18 protein-coding genes are annotated in these 19594 nt (G+C 63.2%); 15 read left to right on the top strand and 3 right to left on the bottom strand.

All coding sequences use genetic code 11. From position 1 onward, the window contains the following. The 4 genes from ABGT83_RS13020 to efp all read left to right on the top strand — a co-directional run bounded on the left by ABGT83_RS13020 (position 1) and on the right by efp (position 3683). Positions 1-639, top strand: coding sequence for a shikimate kinase (locus ABGT83_RS13020; RefSeq protein ID WP_346687976.1), 639 nt, complete (start codon positions 1-3; stop codon positions 637-639). Beyond that, entirely contained in the window at positions 624-1733 is a 1110-nt protein-coding gene (gene aroB / locus ABGT83_RS13025) for a 3-dehydroquinate synthase (RefSeq protein ID WP_103263973.1), read from the top strand. Before ABGT83_RS13020 ends, aroB begins: the two co-directional genes overlap by 16 nt. Positions 1734-1837: 104 nt before the next feature. Continuing rightward, positions 1838-2950 (top strand): M24 family metallopeptidase, encoded by a 1113-nt coding sequence (locus ABGT83_RS13030; protein ID WP_418763023.1) that lies wholly within the window; start codon positions 1838-1840, stop codon positions 2948-2950. 172 nt (positions 2951-3122) lie between these two features. Continuing rightward, complete coding sequence (gene efp / locus ABGT83_RS13035) at positions 3123-3683, top strand: elongation factor P (protein WP_103263975.1); 561 nt, start codon at positions 3123-3125, stop codon at positions 3681-3683. A gap of 161 nt (positions 3684-3844) precedes the next feature. Here the strand turns inward: efp and ABGT83_RS13040 are convergent, their stop codons facing one another. Together ABGT83_RS13040 and ABGT83_RS13045 are read right to left on the bottom strand one after the other, a co-directional pair. Further along, entirely contained in the window at positions 3845-4141 is a 297-nt protein-coding gene (locus tag ABGT83_RS13040; protein ID WP_157938912.1) for a helix-turn-helix domain-containing protein, read from the bottom strand. 223 nt (positions 4142-4364) lie between these two features. Then, positions 4365-4856, bottom strand: coding sequence for a PaaI family thioesterase (locus ABGT83_RS13045; protein ID WP_346687978.1), 492 nt, complete (start codon positions 4854-4856; stop codon positions 4365-4367). A gap of 268 nt (positions 4857-5124) precedes the next feature. Between ABGT83_RS13045 and accB the strand changes: the two genes are divergently transcribed. From accB to ABGT83_RS13080, 7 genes are all read left to right on the top strand, one after another. After that, positions 5125-7008: an acetyl-CoA carboxylase biotin carboxyl carrier protein gene (gene accB / locus ABGT83_RS13050; protein WP_103263978.1), complete on the top strand. Its 1884-nt coding sequence runs from the start codon at positions 5125-5127 to the stop codon at positions 7006-7008. Next, positions 7008-8360: an acetyl-CoA carboxylase biotin carboxylase subunit gene (accC, locus tag ABGT83_RS13055; protein ID WP_103263979.1), complete on the top strand. Its 1353-nt coding sequence runs from the start codon at positions 7008-7010 to the stop codon at positions 8358-8360. Before accB ends, accC begins: the two co-directional genes overlap by 1 nt. After that, a complete protein-coding gene (locus ABGT83_RS13060) occupies positions 8357-8704 on the top strand; it encodes an Asp23/Gls24 family envelope stress response protein (RefSeq protein WP_103263980.1) in 348 nt (115 codons plus the stop codon). Before accC ends, ABGT83_RS13060 begins: the two co-directional genes overlap by 4 nt. A gap of 21 nt (positions 8705-8725) precedes the next feature. After that, positions 8726-9196, top strand: a complete 471-nt coding sequence (nusB, locus tag ABGT83_RS13065) for a transcription antitermination factor NusB (protein ID WP_103263981.1) — start codon at positions 8726-8728, stop codon at positions 9194-9196. After that, positions 9186-9533 carry an exodeoxyribonuclease VII small subunit gene (locus ABGT83_RS13070; RefSeq protein ID WP_103263982.1) on the top strand — a complete coding sequence of 116 codons (348 nt, stop codon included), beginning with the start codon at positions 9186-9188 and terminating at the stop codon, positions 9531-9533. The genes nusB and ABGT83_RS13070 overlap by 11 nt, the downstream gene beginning before the upstream one ends. Before the next feature lie 18 nt (positions 9534-9551). Then, complete coding sequence (dxs, locus tag ABGT83_RS13075) at positions 9552-11444, top strand: 1-deoxy-D-xylulose-5-phosphate synthase (RefSeq protein ID WP_103263983.1); 1893 nt, start codon at positions 9552-9554, stop codon at positions 11442-11444. Positions 11445-11596: 152 nt separating this feature from the next. Then, on the top strand, positions 11597-12649 hold the full coding sequence (locus tag ABGT83_RS13080) for an inorganic phosphate transporter (RefSeq protein WP_103263984.1): 1053 nt from the start codon (positions 11597-11599) through the stop codon (positions 12647-12649). A gap of 12 nt (positions 12650-12661) precedes the next feature. On the opposite strand, the gene ABGT83_RS13085 is transcribed toward ABGT83_RS13080, so the two are convergent. Continuing rightward, a complete protein-coding gene (locus tag ABGT83_RS13085; protein WP_346687979.1) occupies positions 12662-13180 on the bottom strand; it encodes a GNAT family N-acetyltransferase in 519 nt (172 codons plus the stop codon). A 244-nt stretch (positions 13181-13424) separates the two neighbouring features. On the opposite strand from ABGT83_RS13085, the gene ABGT83_RS13090 reads away from it, so the two are divergent. From ABGT83_RS13090 to ABGT83_RS13105, 4 genes are all read left to right on the top strand, one after another. Continuing rightward, the gene (locus ABGT83_RS13090) at positions 13425-14699 is read left to right on the top strand and encodes an ammonium transporter (protein WP_103263986.1); all 1275 of its coding nucleotides are present in this window, start codon (positions 13425-13427) and stop codon (positions 14697-14699) included. 60 nt (positions 14700-14759) lie between these two features. Then, positions 14760-15098 carry a P-II family nitrogen regulator gene (locus tag ABGT83_RS13095; RefSeq protein WP_103263987.1) on the top strand — a complete coding sequence of 113 codons (339 nt, stop codon included), beginning with the start codon at positions 14760-14762 and terminating at the stop codon, positions 15096-15098. Between the two features lie 278 nt (positions 15099-15376). Continuing rightward, positions 15377-15796: a Fur family transcriptional regulator gene (locus tag ABGT83_RS13100; RefSeq protein ID WP_103263988.1), complete on the top strand. Its 420-nt coding sequence runs from the start codon at positions 15377-15379 to the stop codon at positions 15794-15796. A 99-nt stretch (positions 15797-15895) separates the two neighbouring features. Then, a complete protein-coding gene (locus tag ABGT83_RS13105) occupies positions 15896-19405 on the top strand; it encodes an EAL domain-containing protein (protein ID WP_346687980.1) in 3510 nt (1169 codons plus the stop codon). Positions 19406-19594 lie beyond the last annotated feature (189 nt).

A 19594-nucleotide genomic window follows, 5' to 3' on the forward strand; every position in this document is an offset into this window, starting at 1 on the left:
ATGGAACAATCCAACAAGGCGTCGGGCCGCACGGTCGAGGAAGCTGCCGCGCCCTCGCCGTCCGCGGCCGAGAACGAAGTGCTCATACCGAAATCCGATCGGCCTACCTACGAGCTTGCCCGACCGGTATTCTTTGTGGGCTTTATGGTGGCCGGCAAGACGTCGGTATCGCGCAGGCTCGCGCGCAGCTGCGGCGTCGCATCGGTCGACCTCGACGGCTTCATAGAGCGCCGCGAAGGCAAGCCCATCAACCAGATGTTCGTCGAGATCGGCGAAGACGGCTTTCGCGCGATGGAGACTGCGGCACTCGATGAGTTCGCCGAAAAAGACCCGATGCTCATATCGTGCGGTGGCGGCATCGTACTGCGCCCCGAGAACCGCGAGATTCTCAAGAGCAAGGGCTTCGTGGTGTATCTGCAGGTGACGGCTGAGCAGGCTTACGAGCGCATCGGCGACGTCTCGACGCGCCCGAACTTCCGCGATCTGCCGACGGCGCGCAAGACCATCCAGGCGCGCCTGCCCATGTACGAGGACGTGGCCGACGTTATGGTCGATACGGTGGGCAAGAACATTCCGACGGTCGCACACGAAGTGCGCCGCGCGCTTGAGCGAGAGGGTGTTCTGTGCCAACGAAGGTGATCGTCGACATTCCGGGTGAGGCGCCCTATGACGTGCGCATCGGGTCGGGTGTGCTCGCGCGTCTCGGTTCCCATCTGCGCGCAATGAGCGCGTTTGAAAACGTGGAGCGCGTGCTTGTGGTGACGGACGAGGAGGTGGCCCGGCTCTACCGCGCCGACGCGAAGGATTCGCTCGCGCAGGCGGGATTCCGTGTGAGCGACATAGCGGTCCCGCCGGGGGAACGTTCGAAGTCCCTCGACGTGATTGGCGAGATCTGGGAAGCCATGGCCGGCATCGGCCTCGGGCGGGACTGCGCCGTGGCGGCTCTCGGCGGCGGCGTTGTGGGTGATCTGGCTGGATTCGCCGCTGCCGCCTACATGCGCGGCGTGCCCGTGGTGCAGGTTCCCACCACGTTGCTCTCTATGGTGGACTCCTCTGTCGGCGGGAAGACCGGCGTGAATCTGGCGGCGGGCAAGAATCTCGTCGGCGCGTTCAAGCAGCCAGCCTATGTCTGCGCCGACACGGCGACGCTGGCTACGCTGCCCGATCGCGAATGGACCTGCGGCTGCGCCGAGATAGCCAAGTCTGCCGTCATCGACTCCGACGAGTTCTTCTTCTGGCTTGCCGAAGCCGCAGAGAGGCTTGCTGCACGAGATGAAGACGTGACGGCCGAGGCCATCGCGCGCTCGGTGGTATTCAAGGCCGATGTCGTCGCCGCCGACAAGGCCGAAAGCAACGGGGTGCGCGAGTGCTTGAACTACGGCCACACGCTCGGCCATGCCGTGGAGGCCCTGGCAGGTTATGGCACGTTCTCGCATGGGGCAGCCGTGGCGGAGGGCATGAGGTTTGCGGCACGCTTGGCTGCGGCGCTCGTCGGAGCGTCCCTTGACTTTGTGCGGGCGCAGGACGATCTGCTCGACGCGCTCGGGCTGCCAGTGCTCGATTGGTTGGCCGAACCGGCGGACATGCTGGATGCAATGAAGCGGGACAAGAAGGCGCGCGGCGGGCGCATTCGCTTCGTGCTGCCGCGCGACGTGGGTTCATGGGAGGTTTCGGACGTCGATGACGAAATCCTTCTCGAGCACCTTGATGCATGGAGACGATCGAAGGAGTAGACGAGTCCATGGACGAACAGGATCTGGACGGGCTGGAAATCAGCGAGTTCGGTGCGGCCTCGCATCGAATCGAGAACGTTCGCGCGGCGTGCGCCGAGGAAGGCATGGATGCGTTCCTCGTGTGCGGCACATCGAACATTGCGTACTTGACCGCCTTCGACGACGTGTTCGACGATGAGGAAGCGCATGCGATGCTCGTCACTCCCGATGAGGCGCTGCTCCACACCGATTCGCGCTACAGCGAAGCGGCGCGCTCTGCGGCGGTGGACGGCCCGGTGGCGGTTGACGATTCGCGCGTCTCTTTTGCGGCGTTCGCCGTCGGCGCGCCGATCGGTCGCGCGAGGCTGGCGGTTGCGGGCGAAGGGGGAGCCGAAGGTGTGGCTGATCCGGCAGTTTGCGGCGGGGAAGTCGTGCTGGGCATCGAGGACACGATGACGCTCAGAGATTACCGCGCGCTGGAGCGGGCGGCCGAGGAAGCGCCGCGGCCCTTCCGGCTTGCGGAGACGACGGGCCTCGTGCTGGGGCTGCGCGCTGTCAAATCGCCCTCCGAGCTCGCGCGCATGAAGGCCGCCCAAGTCATTACCGATGCAGCGTATTCCCATATCGTCGGATTCATGCGTCCCGGCATGACCGAGCGTGCGGTGCAGATCGAGCTTGAGGATTTCATGCTTCGCCATGGTGCGGAGGGTCTTGCATTCCCGTCCATCGTGGCCGCTGGCGCCAACGGCGCCAGCCCTCACGCCATCCCCGGCGAGACGAGGCTCGAGGCGGGACAATGTGTCGTGCTCGACTTCGGCGCCCGTGCGTTCGGCTACTGCTCCGATATGACGCGCACGGTGTTCATGGGTATGCCCGATGCGCGCATGCGCGCCGCCTACGAGGCCATCCGAGCGGCGAACGAGCAGGTGGAAGCTGCGCTTAGGCCCGGTGTGACCGGAAGGGCCATGCACGAGCTGGCCGAGCAGGTGCTCGCCGATCACGGTTTTGGGGGCGCGATGGGCCACGGGCTGGGACACGGCGTGGGCATGGACGTCCACGAGGAGCCGTCGCTCTCGCCTCGCAACGAATGCGCGCTTGCCGTCGGCAACGTGGTCACGGTGGAGCCGGGCGTCTATCTGTCGGGCGCGTTCGGCATGCGCCTGGAGGATTTCGGCGTGCTCGTCGAGGATGGATTCAAGGTGTTCACGCAATCGACTCACGACATGGTGATCCTTTAGGGAAACATCCCCGCCGATGCAGGAGAGCGCAAGCGCGTCGCTCCCTGGTTTTTTTCTGTGAGCGCTTTGGCTTGTTTTCAGGGATGCGTTCGATGAGTATAATGAAACGGTTTGAACGCCGATCGGGACCGTGCAGTACGCAGAGGGCCCGTGAACGAAAGGAATTTCCAGTATGGCTATCTCCACCGCCGATTTCAAGAACGGCATGTGCATTGAGTACAATGGCAAGCTCTGCACGATCGTCGAGTTCCAGCACGTCAAGCCTGGCAAGGGCGGCGCGTTCGTCAGAACGAAGCTGCGCGATATCCGCTCGGGCCGCGTTGTGGACTACACCTTCAACGCGGGCACGAAGTTCGACTCCGTGCGCTTGGAGACGAAGAAGTTGCAGTACCTCTACAACGACGGCGTCGACTTCAACTTCATGGACAACGACACCTTCGAGCAGATGGCCATTCCGGCCGACACCGTGGGTGATGCCGCGAAGTGGCTCAAGGAGAACGACGAGGCCAGCCTGCTGTACGCCGGCGACGAGCTGATCAGCATCGAGCCTCAGATGTTCGTGGAGCTCGAAGTGACCGAGACCGATCCCGGCTTCAAGGGCGATACGGTGCAGGGCGGCTCCAAGCCCGCAACGCTGGAGACCGGCGCGACCGTGCAGGTTCCCATGTTCGTGGAGCCCGGCGACGTGTTGCAGATCGATACGCGCGACGGCCGCTTCATCAAGCGCGTGTAGCTCGGGCCGCTATCGAATACTGTGCGAAGACGCTGCGTCCCGCCGGGGGCGCAGCGTCTTTTTTGTTCGCAGGCGATGCGTTCGGACAGGCCTGACCGCCAGGATACTCGGAAGGCTCGCGCCGAACGCGACGGCGCTTGCTTGAACCTCGCACGTTGGCGTTAAAGTCGAGCGTGGTCGATGGGGTTGGCGATTTGATAGTCGGATGGATCGAAGGCGCTGAGGTCGATGATGTCCTCGAGCCTGACGTTGAACGCATCGGCGAGCTTGACGATGTCGGAAAGCCGCGCCACTACCAGCCCCCGTTCGATGTCGCTGATGCGCGCATGCTTCGTACCGATCATGTAGCCGAGGCGCTCTTGGGTCAGGTTCTGGCTCTTGCGCAGGGCGCGGACGTTTTCGCCCAGCTTTCGCGCAAGCTTCTGCACGAGCGGATCCTCGTGCGCCATGCGTTCCATTTTGCTCTCCGCGCCCATGCTGTATAGCGTAACGGCGCGGATACGCAATGCTGTAACCGAGCGGATACAAACCGACGCTTTTCAATGGACGACCATGGCTGTCCCGCGTGCCATGCCGTCCTATCGTGCCTAAGAACGTTCCGCCGTCACGGTCGATTCCCAATGCGAGGCTCCCGACGATGCGGATCGACGCGAACCGCCGCCCTGCGGCATCTTGCCAAGCTCAGTCGTCCAGGAACTTCGGAGGGAGAGGATCGAAGCCCATCTCGCGCACGGCCATGGAAATAGGCTGAAGCGTGGGGCTGAGATACTGCTTCGACAGGCAGTGCACGAGCAGCCGTCCCCGCTCGTCGCGCGCTTCCGCTTCGGTCAGGCAGATGGACCCGCCGCGTTTGACCACGCCGCTTTCGATGGTGACTACGCCCTCGCCGGACGAGGCGCGCAGGTTGTTGATGGTGAGGTCGAGCGTGATGAACCCGGCGTCTTCCTCGAGCTCGCAGTACAGCGCCCAGTAGGCGGCGCAGTCCACGAACGACGCATAGGCGCCCCCATGAACGCCGCCGAATGCGTTTTGGTGCTTGCGGTCGAGATCGGCCACCGCCCGGCTGTAGCCCTCGCGCATCTCGACAAGCCTCGTGTTGATCAGCGCGAAGTACGGCGATTGATTGACGAGCTCGATCACGCGCTCGACATGGTCGGGGTTGAGACGGCGCATGGGCATCCTCCTTCGTGGCAGCTAAATCGCTCTCATTGTAGAGCCGTACAGGTTGATTTGCTCCGGCCAAGGTTCCGCGTCCGTCCGAAACGAGATTCTGCCTGCCGTTCGTATGTTCTGGCGCTTTTCGTCCTCCGACCTCCGTCCACCTGCTCCCATATGTTGCTTGTCGGTGAAATTCGCTCGGTACATGCAACCATCGCCCTCGTTCATCTATAATTCGTGTTTCGATCTTTGACTACTTGTAAACCGAAGGGGGTGTGAGTTCATGCCGAGGCTTCAGATCATGGATACCACCATCCGCGACGGCCAGCAAAGCCTGTGGGCCACGCGCATGCAGATAGGCGACATGCTGCCGATCCTGCCGAAAATGGACCGCGTCGGGTACTGGGCCATCGAGGCATGGGGCGGCGCTACGTTCGACACCTGCCTGCGCTTTCTCGACGAGAACCCTTGGGAGCGCCTGCGCTCCATCAAAGCACAGACGCCGAACACGCCGCTCGCCATGCTGTCCCGCGGGCAGAACCTGGTAGGGTACAAACACTATTCGCGCGAGATCTGCAACCGTTTCATCAAGGCGGCCAAGCGCAACGGCGTGCACGTTTTCCGGGTGTTCGACGCCCTCAACGACATCCGCAACGTCGTGGACAACGCCGAGGCCATCAAGGAATGCGGCGGCCACTTCGAAGGCGCCATTTCCTACACCATGTCTCCGGTCCACACGCTGGACAGCTACTTGGAATACGGCCAGAAGATGAAGGATCTGGGCGCCGACTCCATTGCCATCAAGGATATGGCCGGCATGCTGACACCCTACCGCACCGAGCGCATGGTGAAGGCGTTCAACGCCGAGATCGGCCTGCCGCTGCACATCCACTGCCACTACGTGGGCGGCATGGCGCCCGCCAACATCATCAAGGCTGCCGAGGCCGGTGCCGCCATCGCGGACACGGCCCACGCGCCGCTCGCCTTCGGCAACTCGCACCCCGCGGTGGAGATGATCGTAGCCGCCCTCCAGGAGAGCCGCTACGACACGGGGCTCGACCTCGACCTGCTGTTCGAGATCGCCGAGTACTGGGAAGAGGTGCGCAAGCGCGGCCACTACAAGCGCGGCGTGTCCTCGCTCACGCACATGAAGGTGTACTCGCACCAGGTGCCTGGCGGCATGATGTCGAACCTGGTGTCCCAGCTGGAGATACAGAACGCCGGCGACCGCCTGCCCGAGGTCATGCAGGAGATCCCGAAGGTGCGCGCCGAGGTGGGCTACCCGCCGCTCGTCACGCCCATGTCGCAGATCGTGGGTACCCAAGCCGTGTTCAACGTGCTCACCGGCAAGCGCTGGAGCGTCGTGTCCAAGGAGATGAAGGACTACATCTGCGGCTACTACGGCAAGGCGCCGGGCCGCATGGACAAGGACATCGTAGCCAAGGTGGTGGGCAACTCCGAGATGCTGCCGCCCGACGTGGCCCCCGGCTCGCTCGTAACCACCACGTACTCCCAGGTGGAGGACGAGATCGGCGACCTCGCGAAGAGCGAGGAGGACGTGCTCATGTACGCCCTGTTCCCGAACGAGGCGCGCACGTACCTGAGCAAGCACCGCACATCGGAGAAGGTCGACTTCCTCATGGAGCAGGAGTCGAGCCATACCAAGGAGGACGATTACGTGGACATCAATCAGATTCGCGAGCTGGTTCGCGTCGCCGAGGAGAGCGGCGTCGGCGAGATCGTAGTCGAGGAGGAGGGCACGCGCATCGCCGTGCGCATGCCGGGCACGCTGTCGTCGGACGCTGTCGCCGCGGCCGCCCCCGTTGCCGCCATTGCGCCCGCGCCTGCCGCACCGGCTTCGGCCCCTGCAGCCGACGAACCCGATCGTCCGGCCAACTGGTATGCCGTTACCGCGCCCATGGTGGGTACGTTCTACACGTCCCCCGGACCCGGCGAGCCGCCGTTCGTGCAGGTGGGCGACGAAGTGGCCGCCAACCAGACGCTGTGTATCGTGGAAGCCATGAAGCTCATGAACGAGATAGCCGCCGAGGAGATGGGTACGGTGCGCGAGGTATGCCTCGAGGATGCTTCGCCCGTTGAGTTCGGCACGGTGCTGTTCTACATCGAGCCTCATGGTGCACCCGCCCCGGCGCCGGAGACGGCATAATGTTTAGCAAGATCCTGGTTGCCAACCGAGGCGAGGTGGCGCTGCGCGTCATGCGCGCGGCCAAGGAGTTGGGCGTGAAGACGGTTGCGGTCTACTCGACTGAGGATGCCGACACCTATCCCGTGCGCTATGCGGACGAGGCGGTGTGCATTGGGCCCGCTCAGGCAAACCAGAGCTACCTTGTCATGTCCAATATCATCGCGGCGGCAAAGACCACCGGCGCGGAAGCCGTCCATCCCGGTTACGGCTTCCTCGCGGAGAACGCCGCGTTCGCACGCGCCTGCGCCGACAACGACCTCGTGTTCATCGGGCCTAGCCCCGACTGCATCGAGCGCATGGGCGACAAGAGTATGGCCCGAGAGACCATGAAGGCTTGCGGTGTGCCGACGGTGCCCGGTTCCGACGGCTGCATCGATACGGCGTCCGAAGCCAAGGCGTTCGCCGACACGGTGGGCTATCCGGTGCTCATCAAGGCCACGGCGGGTGGCGGCGGCAAGGGCATGCGCGAGGTGCACGACCCGACCGACCTCGAGTCGCAATACCAAGCAGCGCGCACCGAGGCGGGCGCTGCATTTGGCAACGACGGCGTATACCTGGAGAAACTTGTGCTGCGCCCGCGTCATGTGGAGGTGCAGGTGCTCGCTGACGACTTTGGCAACAGCATCGCGCTCTGCGAGCGCGACTGCTCCGTGCAACGCCGTCATCAGAAGCTTATCGAGGAAGCGCCGTCCCCGGCCCTCGACGAGGAGTTGCGCCGTGCTATGGGCGTGGCCGCCATCAAGGCCGTCCGCGCGGTGGACTACCGCAATGCTGGCACCATCGAGTTCCTCCTCGATGAGCGCGGGCACTTCTACTTCATGGAGATGAACACGCGCGTGCAGGTGGAGCACCCGGTGACTGAGCAGATCACCGGTACCGACATCATCAAGGAGCAGCTGCGCATCGCCGCCGGCGAGCCCATGAGCTGCGCGGATCGCGCTCCGTTCACGCCCTTCGGCCACGCGATGGAGTTCCGCATCAATGCGGAGGACCCCGCGCACGGGTTCCGCCCGTGCCCCGGCACTATCACGAAGTTCGAGACTCCGGCGGGACCCGGCGTACGCGTGGAAAGCTATGTGCGCACGGGTTCGCGCATCTCGCCCTACTACGATTCTCTGGTGGCGAAGCTCGTGGTGTACGGCCAGGATCGCGACGAGGCGCTCGCGCGCGGCCGACGCGCGCTCGACGAGTTCGTGATCGAGGGCATCGCCACCACCATCTCGTTCCATCGCCGCGTACTCGACAATGCGGTGTTCTGCGCAGGCGAGGCCACAACCGATTTCATTGAAACCCAGATGGGAGATGTGCTATGACAGATTTGAACGTCGATGGTATGGCGCTTGCGCCTGGCGTCGTCGAAACGATCGTATCCATCGCCGTGGGCGAGGTGGAAGGCGTCGCCTCGGTCGGTTCCTCGGCGGCAGGCGGTTTGCGCTCGGTGTTCGCTGCCAAGCCGTCCACGCAGGGCATCGACATCACGGTGGACGACGAAGACAAGCTGCATGTGGCCATCCGCGTCGATGTGTACTATGGCTACGCGCTGCCCGACATTGCCGCCAAGTTGCGCCAGGCTGTTGCCGATGCGGTTTCCAGCCAGGTGGGCGCACAGGTCGGCTCTGTTGACGTGTACATCGACGGCATGCAGTTCGCCCGCTAGGCGACGGCCGGAAAGACGCATATGACAGCTAAACGACACGAGCGCACGCGCGCTCGGCGCGCCGCGCTCCAGGTTCTATACACGAGCGAGATCACCGAGGCCTCGCCTACGGCCATCGCCGAGTCCGGCGAAGGCCGTCTTGCCGAGGACGGCCCGCTACCCGACTACGCTCTTACGCTCGTGCGCGGTATCGAAGCGCATCGATGCGCTATCGACGACCAGCTGGTCGTCACATCCGAGAATTGGTCGCTCGTTCGCATGCCCATCGTCGATCGATCCATTCTCCGCTTGGCTGCCTACGAGATGATGTACGTCGACGACGTGCCTGTGTCCGTGTCCATTAACGAAGCGGTCGAGCTGGCGAAGGATTTCGGCGGCGAAGATGAGTCTCCGCGGTTCGTGAACGGCGTGCTGGGGCGCATCGCGAAGCGTTTGGAGGACGCCGCGGCTGCTTCCGACTCCGAAGAAGGAGGCGAAGCGCGTGGCGTCTGATTCGTACGACACGTTCGAGGCTGTGAAAAGCCGGCTCGACGAGATCGTCGATGCGGTGAGCGATGATTCGTTGTCGCTTGACGAGGCCCTCGCCCTCTACGAAGAGGCGGTCGGGCTCGGCCTGCGCGCGGGCGATTTGCTGGAGGAGCGGATCGAGCTGCAGGACGCCGATGAAGAGATCGCAGACGATGCGGAAGCCCTTGGCGTTGATGCATGCGACTCCGGTCGAAAGACCGGTTCCGCTCAGTTCGACGATGCCGAGGGAGCGGCCGACGGGGCAGCGGCCGAGCCGGCGCTTGACGCCGGATACCAGACGGGCACGCCGGCTTCGGCGTAGCCCTGTAAAGGACGTCTCATGAACGATTCTCGTATTCTGGACATCGTGTCCTCGCCGGCCGATCTCAAACTGCTCGACGATGAGGAGCTCTCCATCCTCGCGCAGGAGATTCGGGAGGAGATCGTCACGGCGACCTCCCAGACGGGCGGGCATGTGGCCTCGTCTCTCGGCGCTGTGGAGATCATTCTGGCCGCCCATGCAGTGCTCGATTGCCCGCATGATAAGCTCGTGTTCGATGTGGGCCACCAGGCCTACGCCCACAAGCTCGTCACGGGTCGCCTGGACGAGTTCAGGACGCTGCGCACCTACGGCGGGCTGTCGGGTTTCCCCAAGCCGGGGGAAAGCCCCTACGACGTGCATCCGTCTGGTCATGCGTCGGACTCCCTTTCGGTGGCCCTCGGCCTTGCTAAGGCGCGCGACTTAACCGGAGACGACCAGCGGGTTGTAGCCATCATCGGCGATGCGGCGCTGTCGGGCGGGATGGCTTTCGAGGCGCTCAACCACATAGGCCAGGCGCAGACGCCGCTCGTCGTCATCCTCAACGACAATGAGATGTCCATATCGCGCAATGTGGGCGCGCTCATGAAGCATCTTGGGTACATGCGGGCGTCCACGCAGTACCGTCAGACGCGCGACTCCTTGCAGGAGGCGCTCGAGAGCAGCGGCGCCGTGGGCAACGCGCTCGCGAATTTCGGGCGCAACGTGAAGGAATCGATGAAACAGTTCATCATTCCGCGCTCGATGATTTTCGAGCAGCTGGGCATCCTGTGCACCGCCCCCATCGACGGCCACGACATCAAAGCGCTGCGGGAGACGTTGGCCGCCGTGCTCGAGACGGATGGGCCGGTGCTCATGCACGTGGTCACGCGCAAGGGCGCAGGCTACGAGCCGGCGGTTCGCAACCCCGAGAAGTTCCACGGCATCGCGCCGTTCGACATTGCGACAGGCGAAGTGAAAAAGAAGCCGTGCAGCGCGCCTTCGTACACGAGCGTGTTCGGCCGGGCTCTCGTGGAAGAGGCGCGTCGCGACGAGCGCATCGTCGCCATCACGGCTGCCATGAAGGACGGCACGGGCCTGAGCCCCTTTGCCGAAGAGTTCCCCGACCGTTTCGTCGACGCCGGCATTGCCGAGGAACATGCAGTGGGTATGGCCTCGGGGTTGGCTATCGGTGGCAGAAAGCCGGTTGTGGCCATCTATTCGACGTTTCTGCAGCGCGCCATCGACCAGATGGCCATCAACAATGCGCTGGCCGATCTCGATGTGGTGTTCGCCATCGATCGTGCGGGCGTCGTGGGGGAGGACGGTCCGACGCACCACGGCATGTACGATCTCGTGTACACGCGGATGGTGCCGAACATGCGCGTGCTCGCGCCGTCCGACGAGGCCGAGCTCGTGCACGCGCTGCACACGGCACTCGCGCTCGGAGGACCCTTCGCCATCCGCTACCCGCGCGGAGCGGCCGAAGGTGTTCCGCTCCCTGAGCAGCCGCGCGTGCTGGAGGAGGGCAAGGCCCGCGTCATGCGCGAAGGAGACGATGCGGCTATTCTCGCGTTCGGGCGGATGGTGCCCCGGGCGCTCGGCGCGGCGGAGCTTCTAGCCGAACGCGGCATCGAGGCGCGTGTCGTGGACATGCGGTGGGCCAAGCCTCTCGATGCTCACGAGATTGCGCGTGCTGCGCAGACGAAGCTACTCGTCACGGTCGAAGGCGGCGTCATCGAAGGCGGCGTGGGCGAAGGCGTGCTCGGAGAGCTGGCGCGTCAGGGACTTTCAGCCCCCGCGTTGACGCTCGGCATTCCCGACCGCTTCGTTCCCCAAGGCAAGTCGGATGATCTTCTGTGTGACTTGGGCCTCGATGCTGAAGGCATCGCTGCTTCCGTGGAGCGTCGCCTCGCTTCGTCCAATCCATTCTGAGCGGCTCACTTTACCAAAACTTGATCTTGCCGTTGCCTGGTTCTGACAGAGTCCGCGTATCATAGACGCGTTTGCTCCGTCATGTCTGCGAGGGGCGGGAATGTACGCGGTCGCGATCGGCCGACATCTTCCTGCGACGAAAGGGCTCCTGCATGAACTACGATCTCGGAACGGTCGCCGCCGCGTTATCGGGCGATCCGATCCTCGCGCTCATCATCGTGCTCACGCTGGGCGCCACCGTGGTGAACGGGGCGACCGACGCGCCCAACGCCATCGCCACCGTCGTGGGCACGAAGGCCATGAAGCCCACGCCCGCCATCGCCATGGCGGCCGTGTGCAACTTCGTCGGCCTTGCCGGCATCACCATGGTCTCGTCGGCCGTTGCCGCCACCATCTTCAAAATGGTTGACTTCGGCGGCGACAACCACGCCGCCCTCGTCGCGTTGGCGGCAGCCATGGTGGCCATCATCGTATGGGGCGTGGCGGCATGGTACTTCGGCATACCCACGTCGCAGAGCCATTCGCTCATTGCTGGCATCACCGGCGCGGCCATCGCCCTGCAGGGGGGTCTGGGCGGCGTGAATGGTGGCGAGTGGATGAAGGTGGTATACGGCCTGGTCATTTCTACGGTGCTTGGGTTCGGCACCGGATGGCTGTTCACACGCCTCATAAAGAAGGCGTGCCGGGGCGCCGAGCGCTCCAAGGCGAACTCGTTCTTCAAGTGGGCGCAGATCGTGTCGGGCGCCGGCGTGGCCGTGCTGCACGGCGCGCAGGACGGCCAGAAGTTCCTCTCGCTGTGCATGCTGGGCATCATGCTAGCCATGAGCGGACAGTCGGGCGGTGACGTGTCGTTCCCGTTCTGGCTCATCATCATGGTGTCGGCCGTCATGGCGCTGGGCACCGCCGTGGGCGGCAAGAAGATCATTAAGTCCGTGGGCATGAACATGGTGAAGATGGAGCAGTACCAGGGCTTCGCCGCCTGCCTGTCCGCCTGCTTCTGCATCGGCCTGGCCACGTTCACGGGCCTGCCGGTGTCCACCACGCATACCAAGACCACCGCCATCATGGGCGTGGGCGCCGAGAAGAGCCTGCGCAACGTGAAATGGGGCCTTGCCGGCCGCATGGTGGGCACCTGGGTGCTCACGTTTCCCGGCTGCGGCCTGCTGGCGTTTGCGTTCACGCACCTGTTCCTGATGTTCTTCTAGGAGGCGTGCCGATCAGACCTCGTTCGCCCGCTTTTCCATGATGTAGTCGTCCATGACGAAGCCCTGTCCAATGTCGGTCTCCACCGAGTCGATGGTTTCGAAACCCTTGGCCAGATAGGCTCGGATGGCCAGATCGTTGTGCTTGTTCACGGTCAGGTACATGGTCGTGAGGCCGCGGGTGCGGCACAGGTCCTCATAGAAGCGGATGGTCTGACCGGCGAATCCGCGTCCGCGCTCCTCGGCGCGCAGGTAGATTTTCGAGATGAAGAAGCGGTTAGTCGCAGACTCGACATGTCCGCCCGTGTACCCCACGATGCGGTCGTCGTCTGCTGCGCGCAAAAACCAGTACTCGTAGGCGTGCTCGGCTATATCGCGCTCGATAGCCGGAAGGCTCTGGAACTGCTCCACCATGTAGTCGGTCTGCGCCTCGCCGATAAGAGCGGGCCAGTATTCATGCCAGATTTCGCTGGCGAGCGCTGCCAGCGCGGCGCGGTCCTCGGGCGTCTTTACAGGAATGAACTCAATGGTCATACGGTAGTCCTTTCGTGCGGGGGATCGTTCGATACTGTACCGCACATCGATGATCGTTTCGAGAAGAGACGCCTTCACATGCTCACCTCGCGGGTTTTCTGCTGGTAAGGCGGATGTTTCCCGCATGTTAAAAGTCCTTTCCAAGCGCGTAAACACTGGTCGATCAGGCGGATCGTCCGTTGGAAGGGTGCGATCATCGGTTGCGAGCACAGGAAGAAATCGTATCGAAGGAGGTAGATGCAGTATGTTCGACACAGGATCGACGGGCTTCATGATCGTTTGTGCGATGCTCGTCCTGCTGATGACGCCGGGTCTGGCGTTCTTTTACGGGGGCTTGGGCCGCCGCAAGAACGTCGTGAACACGATGGTCATGTCGTTTGCGGTGCTCGGCATCGTCGGCATCACGTGGACGGTGTGCGGCTGGTCGTTCGCGTACGGTGGCGATGGCTCGATTCCGTTCTTCGGGGGCTTCGATCAGATCGGCCTGCAAGGGCTCGTGGCCAACATCACGAGCGAGGCGCCCGAAGCGCTGAGTCACGACGCGTATCCTACGATGGCCGACGTGGTGTTTCAGCTGGCGTTCTGCATGATCACCACGGCCATCATCACGGGCGCGGTGGCCGGTCGCGTGAAGTTCGGCGCGGTGTGCGCGTTCGTGGCCGTGTGGACCGTGGTGGTGTACCCGCCGCTCGCGCACATGGTGTGGGGCGGCGAGGGCAGCCTCGTGGGCGACACCATCGGGGCGCTCGACTTCGCGGGCGGCGACGTGGTGCACATCTCGTCCGGCCTCACGGGTCTCATCCTTTGCCTGATCGCCGGCAAGCGGCGCGGGTTCGGCCTGGTGAGCTACCGTCCCCACAACGTGCCGTTCGTCGCGTTGGGCGCCACGCTTTTGTGGTTCGGTTGGTTCGGCTTCAACGCGGGCTCCGAGTTCGCTCCCGACGGTGTAGCGGCGCTTGCGCTGGTGAACACCGTGGTGGCGTCGGGCGCGGCGCTCGTGTCGTGGATGCTCATCGAGCGCGTGCGTGCGGGCAAGCCCACGCTCGTGGGCGCGGCGACGGGGCTGGTGGCGGGTCTTGTGGTCATCACGCCGGCGGCGGGCTTCGTGGAGCCGTGGGCCGCGGTGGTCATGGGCCTCATCGTGTCGCCCGTGTGCTACGTCGCCGTGTCGTTCCTCAAGCGGAAGCTCGGCTACGACGACGCGCTCGACGCGTTCGGCATCCATGCGGTCGGCGGCGTCACAGGAGGCGTCCTCACCGGCCTGTTCTGCGTGCCCGAGCTCTCGTGGACCGACTTCGGCGGCCTGTTCTACACGGGCGATCCCACGCTGTTAGGTGCGCAGGTGCTCGGCATCCTCGTGACGGTCGTGTTCGTGGGCGTGCTCGACGTGGTGCTGGGCTTCATCATCAAGGCGTGCTTCAGGGGCAGCTTGCGCGTGAGCGAGGCCGAGGAAGCGCAGGGCCTCGACGTGGCCACCCACGGCGAGAGCGCCTATCCAGCCTACGTGGGCCTCGACTGACGACGATTGCTGTCGAGGTGCCGCCCGGGCGGCACCTCGACTAACGGAAGGAGCACTGTTATGAAGAAGATCACGGCCATCGTGCGGCCCGAGAAGCTTGAGCCGCTCAAGGAGGCGCTGTTCGCTGCGCAGGTGTCGGGCATGACCATCTCACAGGTGCAGGGCTGCGGCAAGCAACACGGGTGGAAGGAATACTACCGCGGCACCGAGGTCATGTTGAACACGATTCCCAAGGTGAAGTTCGAGCTCGTGGTGGACGACGCGGAGGCGGGCCCGCTCGTCGACCTCATCCGCGCCACGGCGCGCACCGGCGAGGTGGGGGACGGAAAGATATTTGTCTTCCCGGTGGACGAGGTCATCCGCATCCGTACCGGCGAGACGGGGGAAGCTGCGGTGTAGAATGGTCATGGCGGAAACCGCCATGCAGAGTCGTCAGAGCTGCTGCGTGCGAGGTTCGGTTGACGGGGTCTCGCACGCACGGCTCTGTCCCTCGCGCAAGAGGGGTTCTGCGGTAGCTGATCGCGTGAAGACGGTTTGCTGTGCGATCGGACAAGCGGAAGGATGTGTGGATTCCGCGGCCCGCAGGACTTGGTTGCAGGGGGTGTTTCGTGTCTGCCGCTAATGATATACAATACTATTTGGTTTGCAGTACAGTTAGTGTCAGGATAGGATGCGACATGGCGACCACGGCGAAGCAGGACCGCGCGGCGACGCGCAACACCATACAGCGGACGCTCGTTCTGGAGGCAGTGCGATCATTGCACAACCATCCAACGTCGGCCGACGTATACGACGTCGTGCGCGAGCGCCATCCGAACATATCGCGTGCGACGGTGTACCGCAACCTCGGGGTGCTAGCGCAGAGGGGCGAGGTGCTTCGTGTCGAAGTGCCCAACGGCGCCGATCGCTACGATTTCCACAACAAGCCGCATTACCATGCGAAGTGCCGCGTGTGCGGCGGCGTGTACGACATCGATATGCCCTACCAACACGACATCGCGTCGCATGTTTCCGACGCTCACGGCTTCACCATCGAGCACCACGAGATCATCTTCGAAGGCGTATGCGCACGCTGTAAGAAAAGCGCTGAAAACTAGGGGTTCAACCCGTTTCGATACCGAGGAACCGCGGTAGCAAACGCTGAAAGAAAAAGCTACTATAGACGAAAGCGGCGTTCGCCGAATGAGTCGATTGAGATGGCGAGGTACCGCGTGTTCGAATACATGGATGATATATCCGAGATCGTATACGTTGCCGATATTGAGACTCACGAGCTGCTGTACCTCAACGACTCCGGGCGTCGCCTGTTCGGCGTGGAGGATATCGCGGGGCGCACATGCCACGCAGTGCTGCAGGGATCCAACACTCCGTGTTGTTTCTGCACGAACACCCGGCTCCGGCACGAGGAGAACTACACGTGGGAGCGTATCAACCCGCTGACGAACCATCGCTACCTGCTGAAAGATCGACTCATCGATTGGCAGGGTCGCACGGCGCGGCTCGAAGTCGCGTTCGACATGACGGCAAGCTCGAACGGGCAGGCCGATTTCCGCATTGCGCTCGATGCCGAGAGCATGGTGCTGCAGTGTGCTCGCGATCTGAATGCGGCGCACGAACTTGCCAGCGCGACGGACGGCATGTTGCGCCGGTTGGGGGCTTTTCTGCGTGCCGATCGTGCGCACATGTTCGGCGTGCGGGGCGACCGCATTTTCGGCGTGCGCGAGTGGTGTGCTATCGGAGGGCCTTCTCGCTTGCGCAACCTCGAAACCATCAAGGAAGCTACGCTTCGCAGATGGGAGCGCTTCTTCTCGCGAGGCGAATGCGTGGTGATCGACGATATCGAAGAGCTCCGTGAAGCTCAGCCCGTCGAGTACGCGTTCCTGAAAGACCACGGTATCGATGCGGTGGCGGCCGTTGCGTTGGGGCGGTTGAGCGGGGTCTCGGGGTTTCTTGTGATCGAGAACCCGCAGAAAAGCCTCATCAAGAACACCCGATCTTCGCTGCAAACGCTCTGCTACTTCTACATGAGCACGGTGCACCGCATCGAGAACGAGAAGAAGCTCACTTTGCTGAGCTTTCACGATGCGCTGACCGGACTGTACAACCGCAACCGCTATATGAGCGATATCGCTTTCCTCGGCGCGCGCGAAGGCTCGCTCGGTGTTGTGTTCATGGATGTCAACGACCTCAAACTGGTGAACGACCGCTACGGCCACGGGCGCGGAGACGAGGCCTTGCGCATTTGCGCGGCGAAGATGAGGGCGGCGCTTGGCGGAGCCGACCTGTACCGCATTGGGGGCGACGAGTTCGTGGCGCTCGCTGTCGATGTCGAGGAGGATGTGTTCGTCGCTATGGTGGACCGCCTCGAGCAGACACTGAAGGTCGAGGAAGGCGAAGCGGGCCTCTTCGTCTCGGTGGGTGCGAGATGGTCGCCGGACTGCAGCAGTGTGGAGGCGTTGTTGACCGCAGCCGATCAGGATATGTACGAGAAGAAGCGCTCGTTCCATGCCGAACGAGCGCTGGCGAACGCGCTGCCTTACGAAGACGCGGATCGGTTGGGGCGCGAAGCGCTTGAGGACGATATCGTGCGCGCGCGGGAGAGCGCGTTGTTGCGCGAGTACAACATGTTGATGAGCGCGCTGCATGTCTCGGTGAGCAAGCATCTGTTCACCGAGCGGTTCGAGGTGGTGTGGGCGAACGACTACTACTACGCCATGACCGGGTACACGCGTGAGGAGTACGAGGACCTGTTCGACAACTGCTGCGCCGCGTATTTCGCGAGCGAGCCCGACGAGTACACCGCCTTGAGCAAGGCGGTCGTGGAAGCGTACGAGGCGGGGGAACCGGGTTACGAGCTTCTCATGCACATGCCCTGCAAAGGAGGCGTGTACACGTGGATTCGCGTGGTAGGCATGTTCACGAACGAGATTATCGACGGCGCGCCGGTCATCTACGCCACGTTTGTGAACGTTGACGACGTGGTGCAGATGGAACGCGAGCGCTCCATAACCTATGACAACATTCCCGGGTTCGTGGCGCGTTATCGCGTGGCGCGAGACGGGCTCATGCTGCTGTACGGCAACAAGCGATTCGTCGATTTCTTCGGTCCGATCGGCGACGTTTCGTCAAACTCGCTGCTGCAAGAGAATCTCCAGATCAACGACGCGGTAATTGGCGCTCAATACGAGCGTATGCGCAACGGCGAGCCCGTATCGTTCGATGCGGAGGCGTTGAGCGTTCAAGGGAATCGCGCCGCATTCAAGATCTACGCCGAATGCGTCAACCGCATCGAAGGCGATCCGGTGTACCTCGTGCTGTATCTCGACATGACGGAGATTGTCGAGCAGCGGCACTTGACGGAACGGGCGATGGCCCAGCTGCGGGAGCTCGCATACGTGGATCCAGTGACCGGCGGGCGGAATCGCGTGAGCTTCGAGTCGGATGCGACCTCCGTGCTGAAAAGTGCATCTGAGGGCGCGTACGCGTTCGTCTCCCTCGATGTCGACAAGTTCAAGGTGATCAACGATCAATTCGGGCTTGAGCAGGGCGATGCGGTGCTCAAGGTGCTGTACGACAGCATCGCGGGGCAGCTCGACGCGGGCGAGTTCGTCGGGCGCATTTCCGCCGATCTGTTCAACCTGCTGCTCAAGACGAACGCTTCCCAGCGCCTCGAAGCGCGACTCGAGGAGATGATCGCCGAGGCGAATCGCGCGCTCGTGTTCGACGGCGTGAACACCTACCTGCTGACCGCCACCGCAGGCGTGTACGTGGTGGACGATCCTGCGCTGCCGATGATCCGCATTCGCGATCGCGCGAACGTGGCGCGCAAGAAAGCCGGCGCGCGGCGCGCGGGACGCCTGTGCTCGTGTCGTCTGTACAGCAACGAGGACCGCGTGCGCCTTGCGAACGAGAAGGATATCGAGAATCGTATGCGCGAAGCGCTCGGGGCGGGCGAGTTCGTCGTGCACCTTCAGCCGAAGCTCGATCTGCGCAGCGGCAAGGTGGGGGGCGCCGAGGCACTCGTGCGATGGCAGGATCCTTCGAAGGGCCTTGTACCGCCAAACGACTTCATTCCGCTCTTCGAGCGCAACGGATTCGTCGTTGACCTCGATCTGCACGTGTTCGAACAGGTGTGCGGGTTGCAGCGCGCGTGGGCCGATGCCGGCATGCGACCGATTCCCGTGTCGGTGAACCTGTCGCGCATGCATCTGCGCGATCCGCGCTTTCTCGATCGGTTCGAAGCCATCCGCATCGCCCACGGCGTTCCTGCTGCGCTCATCGAGTTCGAGCTCACCGAGACGCTCGTGTTCGAGGACCCGCAGATGCTGTCCGGCGTTATCGATCGCATCCATCAAGCGGGATACACCTGTTCCATGGACGATTTCGGCAGCGGCTACTCGTCGCTCAACGTGCTGAAGAACCTCGAGGTGGACGTGCTCAAGCTCGACCGGGTGTTCTTCGACGCGTCGGAGGCGGGTGATGCGCGTGCAACCGACATCATCGCCGTCGTCATTGAGCTGGCGAAGCGCCTTGGCATGAAGACGGTTGCCGAGGGCGTGGAGACCGAGGCGCAGCGTCGCTTTCTCGCCGAAGAGGGATGCGACATGATCCAGGGTTTCCTGTTCTCTCGGCCGGTGCCGCCGGACGAATTCGAACACCGAGCATTCGGCCGATCATGCGATGACGCACGGTCGGAATTATCGTGAGGGTTCGTTAAAAAGAGTGCGGAGCTCTGGTACCTCTGTGCTATACTACTATGGCTTATAACGCACAAGCTGTAAGCGCATTGTAATGTAGGCCCCCGAGACATGTTTGTTACGCCGCTGCACGGGCAAGTTTCTTGCACAAGCGAACATGGTGAAGTAGCAAGTAATCATGACGAAGGGTCCCCGATT

The sequence above is a fragment of the Enteroscipio rubneri genome (assembly GCF_963929405.1).
Classification (GTDB): Bacteria; Actinomycetota; Coriobacteriia; order Coriobacteriales; family Eggerthellaceae; genus Enteroscipio; species Enteroscipio rubneri.

What these genes read in the sequence shown, in the direction of transcription:
- ABGT83_RS13060 (WP_103263980.1), top strand. Translation starts at nt 8,357, where the DNA reads ATGACAGATTTGAACGTCGATGGTATGGCGCTTGCGCCTGGCGTCGTC.
- nusB (WP_103263981.1), top strand. Translation starts at nt 8,726, where the DNA reads ATGACAGCTAAACGACACGAGCGCACGCGCGCTCGGCGCGCCGCGCTC.
- ABGT83_RS13020 (WP_346687976.1), top strand. Translation starts at nt 1, where the DNA reads ATGGAACAATCCAACAAGGCGTCGGGCCGCACGGTCGAGGAAGCTGCC.
- accB (WP_103263978.1), top strand. Translation starts at nt 5,125, where the DNA reads ATGCCGAGGCTTCAGATCATGGATACCACCATCCGCGACGGCCAGCAA.
- accC (WP_103263979.1), top strand. Translation starts at nt 7,008, where the DNA reads ATGTTTAGCAAGATCCTGGTTGCCAACCGAGGCGAGGTGGCGCTGCGC.
- ABGT83_RS13040 (WP_157938912.1), bottom strand. Translation starts at nt 4,141, where the DNA reads ATGGAACGCATGGCGCACGAGGATCCGCTCGTGCAGAAGCTTGCGCGA.
- ABGT83_RS13030 (WP_418763023.1), top strand. Translation starts at nt 1,838, where the DNA reads ATGGATGCGTTCCTCGTGTGCGGCACATCGAACATTGCGTACTTGACC.
- ABGT83_RS13100 (WP_103263988.1), top strand. Translation starts at nt 15,377, where the DNA reads ATGGCGACCACGGCGAAGCAGGACCGCGCGGCGACGCGCAACACCATA.
- ABGT83_RS13090 (WP_103263986.1), top strand. Translation starts at nt 13,425, where the DNA reads ATGTTCGACACAGGATCGACGGGCTTCATGATCGTTTGTGCGATGCTC.
- ABGT83_RS13095 (WP_103263987.1), top strand. Translation starts at nt 14,760, where the DNA reads ATGAAGAAGATCACGGCCATCGTGCGGCCCGAGAAGCTTGAGCCGCTC.
- dxs (WP_103263983.1), top strand. Translation starts at nt 9,552, where the DNA reads ATGAACGATTCTCGTATTCTGGACATCGTGTCCTCGCCGGCCGATCTC.
- ABGT83_RS13105 (WP_346687980.1), top strand. Translation starts at nt 15,896, where the DNA reads ATGGCGAGGTACCGCGTGTTCGAATACATGGATGATATATCCGAGATC.
- efp (WP_103263975.1), top strand. Translation starts at nt 3,123, where the DNA reads ATGGCTATCTCCACCGCCGATTTCAAGAACGGCATGTGCATTGAGTAC.
- ABGT83_RS13085 (WP_346687979.1), bottom strand. Translation starts at nt 13,180, where the DNA reads ATGACCATTGAGTTCATTCCTGTAAAGACGCCCGAGGACCGCGCCGCG.
- ABGT83_RS13045 (WP_346687978.1), bottom strand. Translation starts at nt 4,856, where the DNA reads ATGCGCCGTCTCAACCCCGACCATGTCGAGCGCGTGATCGAGCTCGTC.
- ABGT83_RS13080 (WP_103263984.1), top strand. Translation starts at nt 11,597, where the DNA reads ATGAACTACGATCTCGGAACGGTCGCCGCCGCGTTATCGGGCGATCCG.